Annotated in this window: 16 protein-coding genes; 10 read left to right on the forward strand and 6 right to left on the reverse strand. The window is 74.6% G+C overall.

Going from position 1 to position 16,010, the window contains the following annotated elements; genetic code table 11:
- Window positions 1-94 precede the first annotated feature (94 nt).
- Together Sdi02f_RS04530 and Sdi02f_RS04535 are read left to right on the forward strand one after the other, a co-directional pair.
- On the forward strand, window positions 95-928 hold the full coding sequence (locus Sdi02f_RS04530) for an ATP-grasp domain-containing protein (protein ID WP_030402933.1): 834 nt from the start codon (window positions 95-97) through the stop codon (window positions 926-928).
- A gap of 19 nt (window positions 929-947) precedes the next feature.
- Window positions 948-1,436: a flavin reductase family protein gene (locus tag Sdi02f_RS04535; protein WP_030402934.1), complete on the forward strand. Its 489-nt coding sequence runs from the start codon at window positions 948-950 to the stop codon at window positions 1,434-1,436.
- A gap of 14 nt (window positions 1,437-1,450) precedes the next feature.
- Here Sdi02f_RS04535 and Sdi02f_RS04540 read toward each other — a convergent pair whose 3' ends face one another.
- Together Sdi02f_RS04540 and Sdi02f_RS04545 are read right to left on the reverse strand one after the other, a co-directional pair.
- On the reverse strand, window positions 1,451-1,834 hold the full coding sequence (locus Sdi02f_RS04540; RefSeq protein WP_030402935.1) for a hypothetical protein: 384 nt from the start codon (window positions 1,832-1,834) through the stop codon (window positions 1,451-1,453).
- Window positions 1,835-1,945: 111 nt separating this feature from the next.
- Window positions 1,946-2,863, reverse strand: coding sequence for a MurR/RpiR family transcriptional regulator (locus Sdi02f_RS04545; RefSeq protein WP_030402936.1), 918 nt, complete (start codon window positions 2,861-2,863; stop codon window positions 1,946-1,948).
- Window positions 2,864-3,068: 205 nt separating this feature from the next.
- Between Sdi02f_RS04545 and Sdi02f_RS35805 the strand changes: the two genes are divergently transcribed.
- Window positions 3,069-3,239 (forward strand): hypothetical protein, encoded by a 171-nt coding sequence (locus Sdi02f_RS35805; protein ID WP_167458113.1) that lies wholly within the window; start codon window positions 3,069-3,071, stop codon window positions 3,237-3,239.
- Window positions 3,240-3,244: 5 nt separating this feature from the next.
- On the opposite strand, the gene Sdi02f_RS04550 is transcribed toward Sdi02f_RS35805, so the two are convergent.
- Window positions 3,245-3,973 (reverse strand): nucleoside/nucleotide kinase family protein, encoded by a 729-nt coding sequence (locus Sdi02f_RS04550; RefSeq protein ID WP_174843302.1) that lies wholly within the window; start codon window positions 3,971-3,973, stop codon window positions 3,245-3,247.
- Between the two features lie 54 nt (window positions 3,974-4,027).
- On the opposite strand from Sdi02f_RS04550, the gene Sdi02f_RS04555 reads away from it, so the two are divergent.
- The 4 genes from Sdi02f_RS04555 to Sdi02f_RS04570 all read left to right on the forward strand — a co-directional run bounded on the left by Sdi02f_RS04555 (window position 4,028) and on the right by Sdi02f_RS04570 (window position 9,328).
- Window positions 4,028-4,765, forward strand: a complete 738-nt coding sequence (locus Sdi02f_RS04555; RefSeq protein ID WP_030402938.1) for a beta-phosphoglucomutase family hydrolase — start codon at window positions 4,028-4,030, stop codon at window positions 4,763-4,765.
- On the forward strand, window positions 4,762-7,140 hold the full coding sequence (locus tag Sdi02f_RS04560) for a glycoside hydrolase family 65 protein (protein ID WP_030402939.1): 2,379 nt from the start codon (window positions 4,762-4,764) through the stop codon (window positions 7,138-7,140). The genes Sdi02f_RS04555 and Sdi02f_RS04560 overlap by 4 nt, the downstream gene beginning before the upstream one ends.
- A 144-nt stretch (window positions 7,141-7,284) precedes the next feature.
- A complete protein-coding gene (locus tag Sdi02f_RS04565) occupies window positions 7,285-8,778 on the forward strand; it encodes a hypothetical protein (RefSeq protein WP_030402940.1) in 1,494 nt (497 codons plus the stop codon).
- A 73-nt stretch (window positions 8,779-8,851) separates the two neighbouring features.
- Window positions 8,852-9,328 (forward strand): DUF5709 domain-containing protein, encoded by a 477-nt coding sequence (locus tag Sdi02f_RS04570; protein ID WP_053638379.1) that lies wholly within the window; start codon window positions 8,852-8,854, stop codon window positions 9,326-9,328.
- 61 nt (window positions 9,329-9,389) lie between these two features.
- Here the strand turns inward: Sdi02f_RS04570 and Sdi02f_RS04575 are convergent, their stop codons facing one another.
- Window positions 9,390-9,611, reverse strand: coding sequence for a hypothetical protein (locus Sdi02f_RS04575; RefSeq protein WP_030402942.1), 222 nt, complete (start codon window positions 9,609-9,611; stop codon window positions 9,390-9,392).
- Between the two features lie 197 nt (window positions 9,612-9,808).
- Between Sdi02f_RS04575 and Sdi02f_RS04580 the strand changes: the two genes are divergently transcribed.
- Window positions 9,809-12,079 carry an MMPL family transporter gene (locus tag Sdi02f_RS04580; RefSeq protein ID WP_031084868.1) on the forward strand — a complete coding sequence of 757 codons (2,271 nt, stop codon included), beginning with the start codon at window positions 9,809-9,811 and terminating at the stop codon, window positions 12,077-12,079.
- Here Sdi02f_RS04580 and Sdi02f_RS04585 read toward each other — a convergent pair.
- Window positions 12,051-13,160, reverse strand: coding sequence for a PP2C family protein-serine/threonine phosphatase (locus Sdi02f_RS04585; RefSeq protein WP_030402944.1), 1,110 nt, complete (start codon window positions 13,158-13,160; stop codon window positions 12,051-12,053). The genes Sdi02f_RS04580 and Sdi02f_RS04585 overlap by 29 nt on opposite strands.
- Window positions 13,161-13,428: 268 nt before the next feature.
- On the opposite strand from Sdi02f_RS04585, the gene Sdi02f_RS04590 reads away from it, so the two are divergent.
- Window positions 13,429-14,328, forward strand: a complete 900-nt coding sequence (locus tag Sdi02f_RS04590) for a GNAT family N-acetyltransferase (RefSeq protein ID WP_108932720.1) — start codon at window positions 13,429-13,431, stop codon at window positions 14,326-14,328.
- 107 nt (window positions 14,329-14,435) lie between these two features.
- Window positions 14,436-14,804 carry a hypothetical protein gene (locus Sdi02f_RS04595; RefSeq protein ID WP_108932925.1) on the forward strand — a complete coding sequence of 123 codons (369 nt, stop codon included), beginning with the start codon at window positions 14,436-14,438 and terminating at the stop codon, window positions 14,802-14,804.
- 6 nt (window positions 14,805-14,810) lie between these two features.
- Here Sdi02f_RS04595 and Sdi02f_RS04600 read toward each other — a convergent pair whose 3' ends face one another.
- Entirely contained in the window at window positions 14,811-15,698 is an 888-nt protein-coding gene (locus Sdi02f_RS04600) for a Gfo/Idh/MocA family protein (protein ID WP_030402947.1), read from the reverse strand.
- Window positions 15,699-16,010 lie beyond the last annotated feature (312 nt).

Consider the following 16,010-nt stretch of genomic DNA (forward strand, 5'->3'; position numbering starts at 1 on the left):
GGGTGCAGCGAACGGAGGGAACTGAGTGCACCCTCGCCGGTGCGCCGGACCGGTCGCATACGATCACTTCCGGTCAGCCCCGGAGGAGCCCCGCATGCCGTTCACCCGCCCCCGCATCCTGTACGTCACCGACCTGGCCTACCCGGCGCGCGGGCGGCGGTACTGCGACGAGGACATCTTCCTGACCGCGCGGCTGCGCGAGGAGTTCGACCTGGCCCTGTGCCATCCCCGGGACGCCGCCGCGCTCCTGGACGGCTTCGACGCCGTCGTCGTGCGCAACAGCGGTCCCGTGCAGGGGTACAAAGCCGCCTACGACGCCTTCCGCGAGCGCGCGGCCGAGCGCGGGACGCGGGTGTACAACCAGCTCACCGGCCGGGCGGACATGCGCGGCAAGCAGTACCTGCTCGACCTGACCGCGGCGGGATTCCCGGTCATCCCGACGGTCGGCCGCGCGGAGGACCTGCACCTGCTGCCCGCGGCGGACGCCTACGTCGTCAAGCCCAGGCTCGGCGCGGACTCGGCCGGACTGCGGATCGTTCCCGCGGCGCGCGTGGCGGAGGCGGTCGAAGGTGCGGGGGACCTCCTCGTCCAGCCGCGGGTCGACTTCTCCTACGAGGTCTCCTTCTACTTCGTCGACCACGACTACCAGTACGCCCTCCACGCCCCGCACCCCGGCCGCCGCTGGCAACTGGAGCCGTACGACGCCACCGTGGCCGACCTCGACTTCGCGCGGCGGTTCATCGAGTGGAACGCCGTCGACCACGGCATCCAGCGGGTCGACGCCTGCCGCGCGCCCGGCGGTGAGCTGCTGCTGGTCGAACTGGAGGACCTCAATCCCTACCTGTCCCTGGACGCCCTGGACGACCCGGCCCGCGACGCCTTCGTCGCCGCCCTGCGCACGGCCCTGCGCCGGCTGCTCGCCGCCTGAGCCGCGCCCCGTGTCTAGCATGGCCGTCATGGACGTGTTCCTGGACCGGCTCGACCCGGACATGTGCGTCGTCACGGCCGCCGCGGGCGGGGAACGGGCCGGCTGCCTGGTCGGCTTCTCCTCCCAGTGCTCCATCCGGCCCGTGCGGTACGTCGTGTGGATCTCCGACGTCAACCGGACCTTCCGCGTCGCCCGGTTGGCCGACGTGCTCGCGGTCCATCTCCTGGCCCGCGACCGGCGCGGGACGGCCGAGCTGTTCGGCGGGCGCAGCGGCGACGACGTGGACAAGTTCCGGCGGGTCCGCTGGCGGGAGGCGTACGGCGGGGCCGCCGTGCTGGAGGACGCCGAGGCGTGGTTCGTCGGGCGGGTCCTGGAACGGATCGCGGGCGGCGACCACGTCGGTTTCGTCCTCGAACCGGTCGAGTGGGGCGGGCACGGGAAGACGGGCGGCCCGCTGCTGCGGCTCGCCGACGCGCGCACCATCGCGCCGGGGCATCCGGTGGACTGAGGCGCGGCCGGCGGTCAGCGGCCGGCGGTGCCCCGCTCGGCCAGCGCCTCCGTGACCGCCCGCACGGCACGCGCGATGTGCTGCAACTGGAGGACCTCCGCCGCGTACAGCTTGATGGTGTGCTCGATGGCCGCCTCGTGCAGGCCGAGCCGCGGCAGGTCCGCCCGGGCGGTCTGCAGCGCGGTGCGGGCCACCCGGATCTCCTGCTGGACCTGGATCTGGGCGTGCCGGGCGAGCAGCACCGGGTGCCGGATCAGGGCCGGGTAGCCGGCGTAGCGCGCCGGCACCAGTTCGCGCAGCCACCTGGTGGCCGAGCGTTCCCAGTCGTAGCTGCCGGGGGTCTTGACCTGGCAGGGCCAGTCCGGGCTGATGCGCGTGGTCGTGAGGGGCATGGTCATCGCTTCCGGGGGTGCGGCGTCGACGGGTCGCCAACCGTGAGCAGTATTTATATATGCCATCTGCTTTTCAAGACGCATGAAAACATTCATTCCTGCTGGGACCGGGCAGGGTCAGTCCCGCAGGAAGAACTGGTGCTCGTCCGCGACCCTTTCGTACTCCTCCAGTCGGGCCTGCGTCCGCTCGGGGTCCGCGTCCGTCATGGCCTGGAGCAGCGCCGCGCCCATCACGCCCGGCGCCGCGTAGGAGTCGAAGACCAGCCGGGACCCCGTGCCCGTCGCGAAGGTGACGTCGGCCTCGTCCACGACCGGGCCGAGCGCCAGGTCGGTGATCAGCGCCACCTTCAGACCGGCCCCGCGTGCCACCCGCACGGCACCCAGCGTCTCGTGGGCGTGCCGGGGCATCGAGAAGGCCAGCACCCAGGTGCCGCCCGCCTCCCGGGACTGCAGCAGGGCGTCGTAGGCGACGGTGCCGCCCCGGGTCACCAGGCGCACGTCGGGGTGGATCCGGCGGGCCGCGTAGGCGAAGTACTCGGCGAGCGAGACGGAGATGCGCAGCCCGAGGACGGTCAGCGGCGCGGAGGCGGCCAGTTCGCGGCCGACGCCGATCACCCGGTCCGCGTCCGCGAGGTCGCGCCGCAGGTTCTCCAGGTTCTCGATCTCGGCGTCCACGGCCGCCTGGAGTTCGTTGCCCCGGTGCTCCTCGGCCGCGAAGCCGCCCCGGCCGCCCAGTGCGATCGCCTGGAGCCGCTCCCGCAGCGCCGGGTAGCCGCTGAAGCCGACCGCCGAGGCGAACCGCGTCACCGACGGCTGGCTCACGCCCACCCGGTCGGCCAGGTCGGTGATCGACAGGAACGCCGCCTCGGTGAGGTTCTCGATGAGGTACTGCGCGATGCGCCGCTGTCCGGGGGAGAGGCGGGGCCGGTCGAAGAGCGTCCGGAGCCGGGAGGTGGGGGAGATCTCCGCCTCGGGGGCCGCCCGGCCCGAGGTGATCGCCGACGCCCGGGCACGTGCCTGCTGCGGCGATGGCACGGGTGCGCCTCCCTTGTCTGCCGGGTCTCCCACGGGGGTCAACATAGCTCACCCCCCGCGCCGGGCAGGGCGGACGGCCGCGCACGGCACCGCGGCACCGGACCGCCCGGACGGCAACCGCACGGCCGGGACGGGGATAGCCCCGCGTCGCCCGGGAACCCGCCGCCGCACAAGGACCCGCAGACACGGACGAGGAGCCGACGTCATGACCGTCCCGGAAGAGAACCGGCCCAAGACCGACACCACCGACGACGTTCTCGAGCAGCCCGCGGGCCGGCGCGAGGACGGGCCCCGCCCGCCCGGAGGCACCGGCCGGACCCTGCGCGAGGCCCTGGAGGAGGCGGACGTCCGCCCCGACGACTTCGACGAGAAGTGACCGCCTCAGACGGACGCTGAGGACGCGGACCCCCGCCCGCCCGGCGTCCGCCCGCCCTGCGCCCGCCCGCCCTGCGCCCGGCCCGTCACCGCGTCCGCCGGCACCACCAGGTCGGCCCGGTGCCGGGTCGCGGCGACCAGCTCGGCGTTGCGCCGGTCGGGCCCGAGCGCCCACGCGGCCGCGTCCGCCGGGGACTTGCCGAAGCGCTCGTGCCGCGCCACGAGCCGCCGCACGCGCTCGGTCTCCTCCAGCGCGCAGAACCACACCTCGTCGAGGCGGGACCGCACCCGGGCCCAGGCCCCGCTCTCCAGCAGCAGGTAGTTGCCCTCCGTCACGACGAGCCGTGCCGTCGGCGGCACCGGTACGGCCCCGGCGACCGGCTGCTCCAGCACCCGCTCGAAACCGGGTGCGTAGACGGTGTCGCCGTCCGGTTCCGCGCCCTGCTCGCGCAGCCGCTCCAGCAGGGCCGCGTACCCGGCCGCGTCGAAGGTGTCCGGCGCGCCCTTGCGGTCCCTGCGGCCCAGTCGCTCCAGTTCGGCGTCGGCGAGGTGGAAGCCGTCCATCGGCACGTGCGCCACCCAGGGCTCGCCCGTGCCGTTCAGCTCCCGCACCAGACGCGCGGCGAGCGTCGACTTGCCCGCGCCGGGAGCGCCCGCGATTCCCAGGATCGCGCGCCGCCCGTCCCGGGGGAGACGGCGGGCACGGGCGAGCAGGTCCTCGAAGGTCACAGGCACAACCCACAGTGTGTCACCTGATCGGACCCGCCCCTACGGGGAACTGTGGGATGTATGACGCAGCTAGGACTTCCCGACGACATCCGGGCCTGCCTCTTCGACCTCGACGGGGTCGTCACCCGCACGGCGGTGGTGCACGCCGCCGCCTGGAAGGCGACCTTCGACGCCTTCCTGCGCGAGCGGGACGGCGCGGACTTCCGCCCCTTCACCGACGCCGACTACGACCAGTACGTCGACGGCCGTCCCCGCGCCGACGGCGTGCGCTCCTTCCTCGCCTCCCGCGGCGTCGAACTGCCCGAGGGCACCCCCGACGACCCCCCGGACGCGCAGACCGTCAACGGCGTCGGCAACCGCAAGAACGCACTCCTGCTGGAGAAGATCCGCACCGACGGCGTGGAACCCTACGAGGGCACGCTGCACTACATCGACGCCGTGCGCGCCGCCGGCCTCGCCACCGCGATCGTCTCCTCCAGCGCCAACACCCGCGACGTGCTGCGCTCCATCGACGCCGAGCGGCTGTTCGACGTACGGATCGACGGCGTGGTGGCCCGGGAGCGCGGACTGCCCGGCAAACCGCGTCCCGACACCTTCCTCGCCGCCGCCCGCGACCTCGGGGTGGAGGCGTCCCGCGCCGCCGTCTTCGAGGACGCGCTGGCCGGCATGGACGCGGGCCGCTCCGGACACTTCGGCTACGTCGTCGGCGTCGACCGCGTCGGCCAGAGGGACGCCCTGTACGCCCACGGGGCCGACCGCGTCGTCAAGGACCTCGCCGAGCTGGGGGGCCACGCGTGATCACCAACCGGACGTACACCGTCGAGCCCTGGCGGGTGCGCGAGACCGCCCTCAACCTCGACCTCCTCGCGCAGAGCGAGTCCGTCTTCGCCCTGTCCAACGGGCACGTCGGCTGGCGCGGCAACCTCGACGAGGGCGAACCGCACGGCCTGCCCGGCAGCTACCTCAACGGCGTCTACGAACTCCACCCGCTGCCCTACGCCGAAGCGGGCTACGGCTACCCGGAGTCCGGCCAGACCATCATCAACGTCACCAACGGCAAGCTGCTGCGGCTGCTGGTCGACGACGAGCCCTTCGACCTGCGCTACGGGCGGCTCCGCAAGCACGAACGCACCCTCGACTTCAGGCGCGGGGTGCTGGAGCGGACCTGCGAGTGGACCTCCCCGGCCGGCACGACCGTCCGGGTGCGCTCCACCCGCCTGGTCTCCCTCACCCAGCGGGCCATCGCCGCCGTGGAGTACGAGGTCGAGCCCGTCGACAGCCGCGCCCGGGTGGTCATCCAGTCGGAGCTGGTCGCCAACGAGAGCCTGCCCTCCTCCGACGGCGACCCGCGCACGGCCAAGGCGCTGCGGTCCCCGCTGGAGCCGGAGGAGGACCTGGCCGACGGCTCACGGCTGCGGCTGGTCCACCGCACCCGGCGCAGCGGCCTCAGGGTCGCCGTGGCCGCCGACCACGTCGTCGACGCCCCCGGGGAGATCAGCGCCAGCAGCGAGAGCAACACGGACGTGTCCCGCCTGACCGTCACCTCGGTCCTCGACCCGGGCCAGCGGCTGCGGGTGCAGAAGACCGTCGCCCACGGCTGGTCGGGCGCCCGCTCCCGCCCCGCGATGAGCGACCAGGTCGAGGCCGCGCTGGCCGCCGCCGCACACGGCGGCTGGGACGGGCTGGTGGCCGAACAGCGGGAGTACCTCGACGACTTCTGGGCCCGCGCGGACGTCGAGGTGCACGGCGACGAGGAGATCCAGCAGGCCGTCCGCTTCGCCCTGTTCCACGTGCTGCAGGCCGGGGCCCGCGCCGAGCAGCGGGCGATTCCGGCCAAGGGGCTGACCGGTTCCGGATACGACGGCCACGCGTTCTGGGACACCGAGATGTTCGTGCTGCCGCTGCTGACGTACACCGCGCCCCGGGCCGTCGCCGAGGCACTGCGCTGGCGGCAGGACACCCTGCCCGCCGCCCGGGACCGCGCCGCCCAGCTCGGGCTGCGCGGTGCCGCGTTCCCGTGGCGGACCATCGACGGCTCGGAGGGCTCCGCGTACTGGCCCGCCGGCACCGCCGCCTTCCACGTGGCCGCCGACATCGCGCACGCGGCGGTGCGCTACACCGCGGCGACCGGAGACACCGCCTTCGAACGCGAGACCGCCCTGGAACTCCTGGTGGAGACGGCCCGGCTGTGGCGCTCGCTGGGCCACCACGACCCCCACGGCGTCTTCCACATCGACGGCGTCACCGGGCCGGACGAGTACAGCGCCGTCGTCGACGACAACACGTACACCAACCTCATGGCGCGCGCCAACCTCCTCGCCGCGGCCGACGCGTGCGAGCGCCACCCCGCCGAAGCGGCCCGGCTCGGCGTGGACGAGGAGGAGAGCGCGGCCTGGCGGGACGCCGCCGAGGCCGTGCACATCCCGTACAACGAGGAGATCGGCGTCCACGAGCAGCACGCGGGCTTCACCCGGCACCAGCGGTGGGACTTCGCGAACACGGGGGCCGACCAGTACCCGCTGATGCTGCACTTCCCCTACTTCGACATCTACCGCAAACAGGTGATCAAGCAGTCCGACCTCGTGCTGGCCATGTACACCTGCGGCAGCTGGTTCGACGCCCACTGCGACGAGGAGCAGATGGCCGCCAACTTCGCCTACTACGAGCCGCTGACCGTACGGGACTCCTCCCTGTCCGCGTGCTGCCAGGCCGTCGTCGCCGCCCAGACGGGACACCTGCGGCTCGCCTACGACTACGCCACCGAGGCCGCCCTGATGGACCTGGCCGACCTGGAGCACAACACCCGCGACGGGCTGCACATCGCCTCGCTGGCCGGTACGTGGATGGCGCTGGTCGTCGGGTTCGGCGGCACCCGACGGGACGGCGACGCCCTGCGCTTCGCGCCCTGCCTGCCCGAGAAGTTCAGCCGCCTCGCCTTCCGGCTGCAGTTCCGCGGCCGGTGCCTGCAGGTGGAGATCGGTCCCGACCGGGCGTCGTACGCGCTGCTGGGCGGCCCGCCGCTGACGATCCGTCACTACGGCACCGAGGTGCACGTGAAGGGGGAGGAGCCGGTCACCCTCGGCATCTCCGCGCCCAAGTGGCGGCCCACCCCGGAACAGCCCCTGCACCGCCGCCCCGGCGGCGCCGACCGGCCGGGAACGAATGAGGAGTGAGCGCGCGAGTGGCCGAGTTCCACCCTGCACGCCGCGGACACGCGGGTTAGTTTGACCATGTTTTCCGGGATTCCGGCCCCCGGCACGGGCGGCGGGAGGTGAGGAACGAGCGGCCCCGCCACGCGCGGGGGTGAGGGGTGCGCGATGGCCGACGGCGTGAACGCCCTTGTCGTCGAAGGCCGCCGGGGTGCGGACCCGACCGGGTCCCGCACTGCGCGGCGGCTGCGCGGCCGGGCGCCGGTCGCGGCGGTGGCCGCCGTCTTCGCCCTGGTCCAACTGGTCTTCGTCCACCCCGCGATGGGGCTCGGCTGGGACGAGATCGTGTACGTCAGCCAGGTCACCACCCACCACCCCGCCGCCTTCTTCAGCGCGCCCCGCTCCCGCGGCGTCCCCCTGCTGGTGGCGCCCGTCGCCTCCTGGTCGGCCTCCACCGAACTGCTCCGCGTCTACCTCGCCCTGCTCTCGGGCCTGGGCCTGTACCTCGCCCTGCGCGCATGGCGGGGCCTGTTCCCGGACCGGGTCCTCGCCACGGCCGGCGCCTTCTTCGCCACCCTCTGGGTGACCCTCTTCTACGGCCCGCAGGCCATGCCCAACTACTGGGTCGCGATCGGCGCCCTGATCACCGTGGGCTGCGCGGTGCGCGCCCTGGGCGACCGGCGGGCCGGACGGAGGCCCGCCCGGGGCGTGCTGTGCGCGGCGGCCGCCGGGGCCCTGCTGATGGCGCTGATGCGCCCCACCGACGCGGTCTGGGTCTGCGCACCCCTGCTGCTCCTGGTCCTCGTACGCCGCCACTGGCCGCTGCTGCTCGCCGTCGCGGGCGGCCTGGCGGCCGGGGGCGGGGAGTGGGTGATCGAGGCGTACGCCTGGTACGGCGGCCTCGGGGAGCGCCTGCACCGGGCCTCCGAGATCCAGGGCGGCCTCGGCTGGAACATCGCCGTCGGCGACCAGATGCGCAGCCTCGGCGGCCGGGGCCTGTGCCGCCCGTGCACCGGCGCCATGCCGCACCCGGTCGTCACCCTGTGGTGGCTGCTGCTGCCGGCCGTCGCCGCGCTCGGCGCGGTCGTCGCGGTCCGGGCCCGGCGCGCCACCGCGACGCTGCTCCCGCTGGCCTGTGCCGTCACGGCAGCGGTGCCTTACCTGTTCCTGATCGGCTACGCGGCGCCCCGCTTCCTGCAGCCCGCCTACGCCCTGCTCGCCCTTCCGGTCGCCGACGCCCTGTGGCACCTGGTCAGGACGGGACGCGACCGGTGGCGGCCGGTGGCCGCGACGCTGGTGGCGCTCGCGGTGGCCGGACACCTGGCGGTCCAGTTCTCGGTCCTGGTGGGCACGGTGAACCGCAACGTCGACAGCCGCGAGGCATGGGCCCGCGTCGCCGACGAACTGCACCGGCTCGGCGTCCGGCCGCCCTGCCTGCTCACGGAGCACGACTCCATCCCGGTCGGCTACTACACCGGCTGCTCCTCCGGCAACACCGGCGGCAGCAACGAGAACACCACCCCCGCCGAGATCGAGGACACCGCCCGGCGGATCCCGGTCGCCGCCCTCACCGGCCCCGGCGGCACCCCGCCCGCCTACGCCCGCCACTGGGCCCCGCACCCCTTCGCCGGCCTGGAGATCCGCGTCGCGCCGCCGGGTTAGAGATCGCGTATCGGGAAACGCGAACCGGACAGCGAGACCACCGAGCCGACGCGAGCGCGAAAGGGAGGCAGCGATGGGCACGGACCCGATGGCGGACGACGCCTACCAGCCCACCGGCAGCAACGAGGAGCAGGAGGACGCCGCGCCCCTCGACCTCCAGGACGCCCTCGACGAGCGGACCTACGACGACACGCTCGACGAGGGCTACTCCCCGCCGGAGAAGCCCCTGGGGGTGACCAAGCACGGCACCACCGCCGCCGAGCAGCTCGACGGCGAGAGCCTCGACGAACGGCTGGCCGAGGAGGTCCCCGACGAGCCGGTGCCCGACGGGGACGGCGTGGGCGACGCACCCGGGGGCGAGGGCGAACCGGTCGACCCGGAGGCGGGCACCGACCGCTCGGGCCGCCTGGTCGCCCCCGACGAGGGCGTACGCACCGACACGACCAAGGAGACGGTCGCGCAGGACGTCGGCGTCGACGGCGGGGCCGCGGGCGCCGAGGAGGCCGCGGTGCACGTGGTGGAGGACGAGACGGAACTGCCGGAGTCCTAGGACCGTCACGACTGCGGGGAGCCCCCGGCCGGACCTGCCTCCGGCCGGGGGCTCCCCGCGGTCAGGGCAGCAGTTTGTCGATGGCCGAAGGGCCCTCCTCGGCCAGCTTCCGCCTGGCCCGCTCCAGGGTCTCGGGGGTGACGTCCTGGCCGGCCGCCAGGACGAGGTCCTCCGGGGACACCTCCGTGCCGGTGCGGGCGTGGAGCAGGTCGTCCGGAGTGGCGCGGTCGTCGTCCGCGCGGCTTTCGGAGGGTCGGGAGGCGTCGGGCTGTGGCGTCGACATGATCAGTGCTCCTCGGATCCGGATCGCTGCTTCGGTGCCGTGCTGTTGTTCGGTTCCGAATGTCCCGTTACCACCATTCCCCGCGGAACCGGCCCGCGCATCCGGAGTGCCGGCGCGGGCGGGTCCGGCGTGCCGCCCGCACCGCCCCGGCGTGTAATGGAGCGATCGAGCGTTCGCCCGGCAGAAGGACCACGGTCATGGCACGAAGGCGCACCGGCGCCGGGGGACGGGGAGCCGCGGGAACGGGGGGCCTGCGGCGGTGGGGAGAGTGGTGCGCCCGGCACGGTGTGGTCGTGGTCGTCGCCTGGCTGGCCGCCCTGGTGGCGCTGACCCTCACCAACCGCTCCTTCGGCGGGACCTACTCCGACGACTTCACCCTGCCCTCCTCCCAGTCCCAGCAGGGCCTGGACGTCCTGCAACGGCACGATCCGGCGGCCGGCGGCTACAGCGCCCAGATCGTCGTGCACGACGGCGACCAGACGCTGACCTCCCTGGACTCGCCGATGGCCACCGCGGTGGGCGCACTGCAGAAACTGCCGCACGTCCTGGCCGTCCAGAACCCGCTCACCGCCGGCCCCGCCTCCGGTTCCCCGGACGGGCACGACGAGGGCCCCCTGTCGGCGGACGGCCGCACCGGCTACCTCACCGTCCGCTTCGACATCCAGCCCGCCCGGCTGGGCGACGGCTACCTGGACGGAGTCGACGACGCCGTCCGGCCGCTGCGCTCGGCGGGCGCCGAGGTCGAGTACGGCGGCCCGCTCGGCGAACTGGCCCGCCCCGCCGCCAACGACCGGGCGAGCGAGCTCATCGGCTTCGGCGTCGCGATCGTCGTCCTGCTGACCGGCTTCGGCAGCGTCCTGGCCGCCGTCGCCCCCCTGGTGACCGCGCTGATCGCGGTGGTGGGCGGCCTGGCCGCGCTCGGCCTGCTCGCCGCGGCGTTCACCTTCGCCACCGTCTCCCCGACCCTGGCCACCATGATCGGGCTGGGCGTCGGCATCGACTACGCCCTCTTCCTGATCACCCGGCACCGGCAGAACCTCATGAACGGCGCCGATCCGGTCCGGGCGGCCGGCCACGCCACCGGCACCAGCGGCCGTGCGGTCCTCGTCTCCGGCTGCACGGTGATCGTCGCGCTCCTCGGCCTCTACGCCTCAGGGGTGTCCTTCATCGGCAAGCTCGGCATCGCCGCGGCCGTCACGGTCGTCGCGGCCGTCCTGGGCGCGCTGACCCTCGTGCCCGCCCTGCTGGGGCTCGCCGGCCGGCACCTCGACCGCCTGCGGGTCCGCCGCCCCGTCGCCGAGACCGACGCGGAGCCGGGCGCCGAGCCGCACGGCACCTGGCACCGCTACGCGCGGCGCGTGGAACGGCGGCCCTGGTCCTTCCTGGCCGGCGGCGTGGCGGTCCTCGCCCTGCTCGCCGTGCCCGTGTTCTCGATCCAGCTCGGCCACATCGGCGACGGCGCCGACCCCACCTCCTTCACCGACCGGCGGGCCTACGACCTGATGACGGACGCCTTCGGGCCCGGCTCCAACGGCCCGCTGACCGTGGTCGTCGACCAGAGCGGGGTGCCCCAGTCGCAGCGCCAGGACCTCGCCTCGCGGGTCGCCCAGGGGCTCGACGGGGTGTCCGGCACGGCCGCGGTGACCCCGGTCGGCGCGACCCAGGACGGCGACGTGCTGCTCGCCACGGTCTACCCGGCCCACTCCCCGCAGAGCGCCGCCACCACCGGCCTCACCAACCGCCTCGTGGACAGCACCCTGCCGCACGCGGTCGCCGGCACCGACGCCCGGGGCTACGTCACCGGCACCACCGCCGCCCAGGTCGACTTCCGCGACATCGTCGCCGGCCGGCTGCCGCTCATCATCGCGGTCGTCGTCGGCCTGGCGTTCCTGATCATCCTCGCCGTCTTCCGCGGCCCCCTGGTCGCCCTCAAGGCCGCCGTCCTCAACGTGCTGTCGATCGCCGCGTCCTACGGCGTCGTCGTGGCCGTCTTCCAGTGGGGCTGGGGCGGGCCCGCGCTCGGCGTGTCCGGCACCGTGCCCGTCGAGAGCTACGTCCCGATGATGATGTTCGCGATCGTCTTCGGCCTGAGCATGGACTACGAGATCTTCCTGCTGTCCCGGGTCCACGAGGCGTGGCTGCGCACCGGCGACGCCAAGGGTGCGGTGGCCCACGCCCTGGAGATCACCGCGCGGGTCATCACCTGCGCGGCCCTGATCATGGTGAGTGTCTTCGCGGCGTTCGTCATCAGCGACAACATCGTGGTCAAGATGCTGGGGCTCGGCCTCGCCGTGAGCGTCCTCGTCGACGCCACCGTCGTACGGCTGCTCCTGGTGCCGGCCGTGATGACGCTGCTGGGGCGGCACGCCTGGTGGACACCGCGGTGGCTGGACCGGATCCTGCCGCGCATCGACGCCGAGGGGGAGGGCGAGGGGACGGTCACCGCACGGGCGGCGGCGAAGGAGTGAGGACGAGCATCGTCACGTCGTCCTGCACGTCCGGGCAGAAGCGCACCAGGTCCGCCCAGAGCAGGCCCGGAAGCGCGGCGGAGTCCTCGCCCGCGAGGGCGGCCAGCCGCTCGGCCAGCGGATAGAAGGCGCCGCTGCCGTCCCTCGCCTCGACCACGCCGTCGGAGGCGAGGAAGAGCCGGTCGCCGGGGCGCAGCGACACCGCGCCCGCCTCGATCGCCCCGGAGTCCGCGAGGCCGAGCCCGAGCGGCGTCCACGGCGTCACCTCCAGCTCCGTGGCGTGCGCGCCCCGCAGCAGCAGGGGCGGCGGGTTGCCGCACACGACGACCCGCACCTCCAGCGCGTCGGCGGAGAACTCCAGCAGCGCGGCCGTCGCGAACAACTCGGCGTGCCGCGCGTCCGCCGAGTCCACCAGCAGCCTGCGGTCCAGCCGCCTCGCCACCGACGCCAGGTCCGGCTGGTCGAGCACCGCCTCCCGGTACGCCCCCAGCAGCGAGGCGACCGTCGACACCGCCGCCAGGCCGTGCCCCTGCACGTCCCCCATCACCGCCCGGACGCCGAAGGGGCCGTCCCGCACGTCGAAGAAGTCGCCCCCGACCAGCGTGCCGCGCTGCGCCGCCCGGTACAGCCCCGTGCAGCGCACCGCCCCCACCCGCTCCGGCAGCGGGGGAACGACGGCACGCTGCGCGGCCTCGGCGACCGTGCGCTCCCGGCCCAACTGGACGTCACGGCGGCTGCGCACGAAGGACAGCAGGACGCTCAGGGCGGCGACGAAGGAGACGGTCACCAGATCGGCGTTGCCCGGATGGCCGAGGTGGAGCGCCGGGACGTGCAGCAGCGCGACCACCGCACCGCCCAGCACCGCCGTCGCCAGCGGGCCGTACGACAGGACGGCCAGCGGCGGGACGGCGCCCAGCAGGAAGCCGACGTCCTGCGGCCGGCTGCTGAGCACCGTGGCCGCGCAGATCGCCACGACGAGGGCCGGCGGGAGCACCCGGACCCAGCGGGGCGGCGGCGCCCCGCTCAGCCAGCTCCGCCGGTCCTCGCCCCGGCGCGGGGACAGAGCGGGCACCTTGCGCACACCCCCACGCTCCTACGCCCGCGCACCGCGCGCACGCGGAGGCCGGAGCCGTACGCCTGCCCTCCTCGGCGGCCCCGCGCACCCGCCCGCCCCCGGAAACCGGTGGACGGGCCCGTGAGGCGTCTCCTAAGCTCTGCCCGACGCCCCGAGACCGACGGAAGGAGGGCAGAGCCGTGCAGTCCATCCCACTTCCGCGCTCCCTCCCCGTTGTCCCGGCGTACCTCGACTGACCCGGGAGCGCACCACGCGTACACCTCCCGGAGGAACCGTGACCGATCTGGTCATCCGCGCGCTCGACGCGAGCGACGCCCGTCTCTTCGACACCCTGCCCGACCCGCTGGACGCCCGTGCGGGCCACCGGCTCACCCGCCACCGCCCCGAGTGGAAGCGCGTCGCCCTGCGCGACGGCACCGTCGTCGCCCGGGCCGCCTGGTGGGGCGGCCCCGACGACACCGAACCCGTCGACGTCAACTGGTTCGACGTGGCCGAGGGCGAGGAGGAGGCCGGAGCCGAGCTCCTGCGCTCCGCGCCCTGGCAGGTCGAACTCGAACTGAACCCTCCCGGCACCTGGCGCGAGGACCCCGCCGCGCGCACCGCCACCGAGGCCCGCATGGCCGCCGCACGGGCCGCCGGGTACGAGCTGCTGGTCGAACGCTTCCTGTACCGGTGGACACCCGAGTGCGGACTCCCCGAACGGCCCGGGCGACTGGACTTCCGTCCGGAGCCCGACGACGCGGTGTTCTTCGAGGCGCTGCGCCGCATCCACTCCGCGACCCTCGACGCCCACGCGCTCAAGGACGTCGAGGAGGGCGGGCTCGACCTGGCGGCGCAGTCGGAGCTCGACTTCTTCCACTGGTGCCCGTCGCCGCGGGAGTGGTGGCAGGTGGCGTACACCCCGCAGGGCGAACTCGCGGGGATGCACATCCCCGTGCACAACATGTCCGGTCCGTGCGTCGGCTTCATCGGCGTCCTGCCGGAACACCGCGGGCACGGATACGCCTACGACCTGCTGACCGAGTGCACCCGCTTCCTGGTGGAGCACGGCGCGGAGTCCGTCACCGCGGCGACGGACCGGGGGAACCACCCCATGGCCGCCGCCTTCGCCCGGGCCGGCTACCCGGTCGTGCGGGAACGGATCAACCTCAGTCCGGGGAATGCCGTGCGCTGACGGACCGGGCAGGAGCGGGCCGGGCGGGTGACTCCGGCCCGTGTCGGCGGCGGGTGGCATGCTGACCCCGCAAGGCGATGACCAGCGAGGGTTCCGGCGGAGGCGACATGGGGTTCGAGGGCGAGACCTGGTACGTGCGCGGGGCACCGGATGCGGGGGAGCCCGCGGCGGCCGGCGCGGAGATCGGGGAGATCTCGATCGACGACGCCGACTTCCCCTGGCTCTCCGGGCGCTTCCGCGCCGGTCCGGCCTACGGCGCCGTCCGGGACCTCTTCGCCCGCGAATTCGCCCTCGTGGAACAGGACGACGACGAGCACCGGGCGGAGTGGGAGACCGTCCACCGGGAGATCGGGCGCCGGGTGCGGCTGGTGTCGCCCGACGGTCCGGTCGCCGAGTTCCTGCTGCACGTCGACGGCGACCGGGCCTGGTTCCGGTGGAGCGAGAAACCCTTCGGGCAGGAGCCGGCCGGGGGCTGACCGCGGTCACCCCCGGTCGGTCAGCAGGGCCTCGGCCCCGGCGAGGATCTCGGTGACCCGCAGTCCGAACGCGGCGTCGCACGGATGCGGGCGCCCGCCGCCGGCGGCGGCCAGCAGGGCGTCGGCGGCACGCCGCAGCGCGGGCACCGGGCCCTCCGGGGCCTGGGGGAGCAGCGCCACGCCGGCCGTGCCGCGCAGCTCCACGGCGGCACCCGCCGCGGCGGGCGGCGCCGTCAGACTGAGCGTGAGCGTGCTGGACGCCCCGCCCGCGTGGTCGAGCACCAGATGAACGGTGTCCCCGGGGCCCGGCGCGGCGGCCGCCACCCTCCGGACGTCACCGAGGACCGGCAGCAGCACGGACAGGGCGTGCGGCCCCACGTCCCACAGGGCGCCCTTCTCCCGCCGCCACGGCGAGTCGGCGAACGCGCTCCCGCCGTCGCCGAACACCGCGCCGAGCCACTGCGCCCGCGCGGTGAACCAGCCTTCCTCGGCGGCCTGTTCGGTGATCCACGCCTCGGTCTCCGGCTGGAACCGGGTGGTGAAGAAGACCACCGAGGCGACGCCCGCCGCCCGCACCGCCTCCGTCACCGCCCGTCCCTGGGCCACCGTCGGCGCGAGCGGCTTGTCGAGCAGCAGATGGCGCCCGGCCCGCGCCGCGCGCACCGCCAGGTCCGCTTGCACGGCCGGGGGCAGCGCGACGGCGACGGCCTCCACGTCGGCCAGCAGCGCGTCGACGTCGTCGTAGGCGCGGGTGCCGTGCCGCCCGGCCAGTTCCTTCGCGGCGTCCGGACGGCGCCCCCACACGCCCACGAAGTCCAGCCCGCCGTGTCCGGCCAGCGCGGGGGCGTGCGCCATGTCCGCCCAGGGGCCGGTGCCGAGCAGTCCGATGCGCATGCCGTCGCCTCTCCACGGTGCCGGACCCGGTACGGGCTCGCCGACGTTCCCTGCTGCCGGCCGGAGCGCCACGGCCCCGGCCGCTGCCGAGCGTGCCACACCGACCGGGTGTCCGGACAGGGCGGTGCGCGCCGGGGCCGGCGGACCCGGCGCACGAGACCGGTGATTCTGCCGATCCCCCCGCCCGCCCCGCCCGTCGACAGTGGCATCGCCAACTCACCGGCGAGACCCGTTCGGCGGACGGCCCGGGACGCGACCCCGCGTGTCCCCGGGCCGGGTGCGACCGCCGGGCGGGCCGCTCGCCACGACCGA

The organism is Streptomyces ardesiacus, assembly GCF_003112575.1.
GTDB classification, from domain to species: domain Bacteria; phylum Actinomycetota; class Actinomycetes; order Streptomycetales; family Streptomycetaceae; genus Streptomyces; species Streptomyces ardesiacus.

Excerpts from the sequence above, each read along its gene's own strand:
- Sdi02f_RS04600 (WP_030402947.1), bottom strand. The coding sequence starts at position 15,698 with ATGCGCATCGGACTGCTCGGCACCGGCCCCTGGGCGGACATGGCGCAC.
- Sdi02f_RS04580 (WP_031084868.1), top strand. The coding sequence starts at position 9,809 with ATGGCACGAAGGCGCACCGGCGCCGGGGGACGGGGAGCCGCGGGAACG.
- Sdi02f_RS04535 (WP_030402934.1), top strand. The coding sequence starts at position 948 with ATGGCCGTCATGGACGTGTTCCTGGACCGGCTCGACCCGGACATGTGC.
- Sdi02f_RS04540 (WP_030402935.1), bottom strand. The coding sequence starts at position 1,834 with ATGACCATGCCCCTCACGACCACGCGCATCAGCCCGGACTGGCCCTGC.
- Sdi02f_RS04575 (WP_030402942.1), bottom strand. The coding sequence starts at position 9,611 with ATGTCGACGCCACAGCCCGACGCCTCCCGACCCTCCGAAAGCCGCGCG.
- Sdi02f_RS04595 (WP_108932925.1), top strand. The coding sequence starts at position 14,436 with ATGGGGTTCGAGGGCGAGACCTGGTACGTGCGCGGGGCACCGGATGCG.
- Sdi02f_RS04530 (WP_030402933.1), top strand. The coding sequence starts at position 95 with ATGCCGTTCACCCGCCCCCGCATCCTGTACGTCACCGACCTGGCCTAC.
- Sdi02f_RS04565 (WP_030402940.1), top strand. The coding sequence starts at position 7,285 with ATGGCCGACGGCGTGAACGCCCTTGTCGTCGAAGGCCGCCGGGGTGCG.
- Sdi02f_RS04555 (WP_030402938.1), top strand. The coding sequence starts at position 4,028 with ATGACGCAGCTAGGACTTCCCGACGACATCCGGGCCTGCCTCTTCGAC.
- Sdi02f_RS35805 (WP_167458113.1), top strand. The coding sequence starts at position 3,069 with ATGACCGTCCCGGAAGAGAACCGGCCCAAGACCGACACCACCGACGAC.
- Sdi02f_RS04570 (WP_053638379.1), top strand. The coding sequence starts at position 8,852 with ATGGGCACGGACCCGATGGCGGACGACGCCTACCAGCCCACCGGCAGC.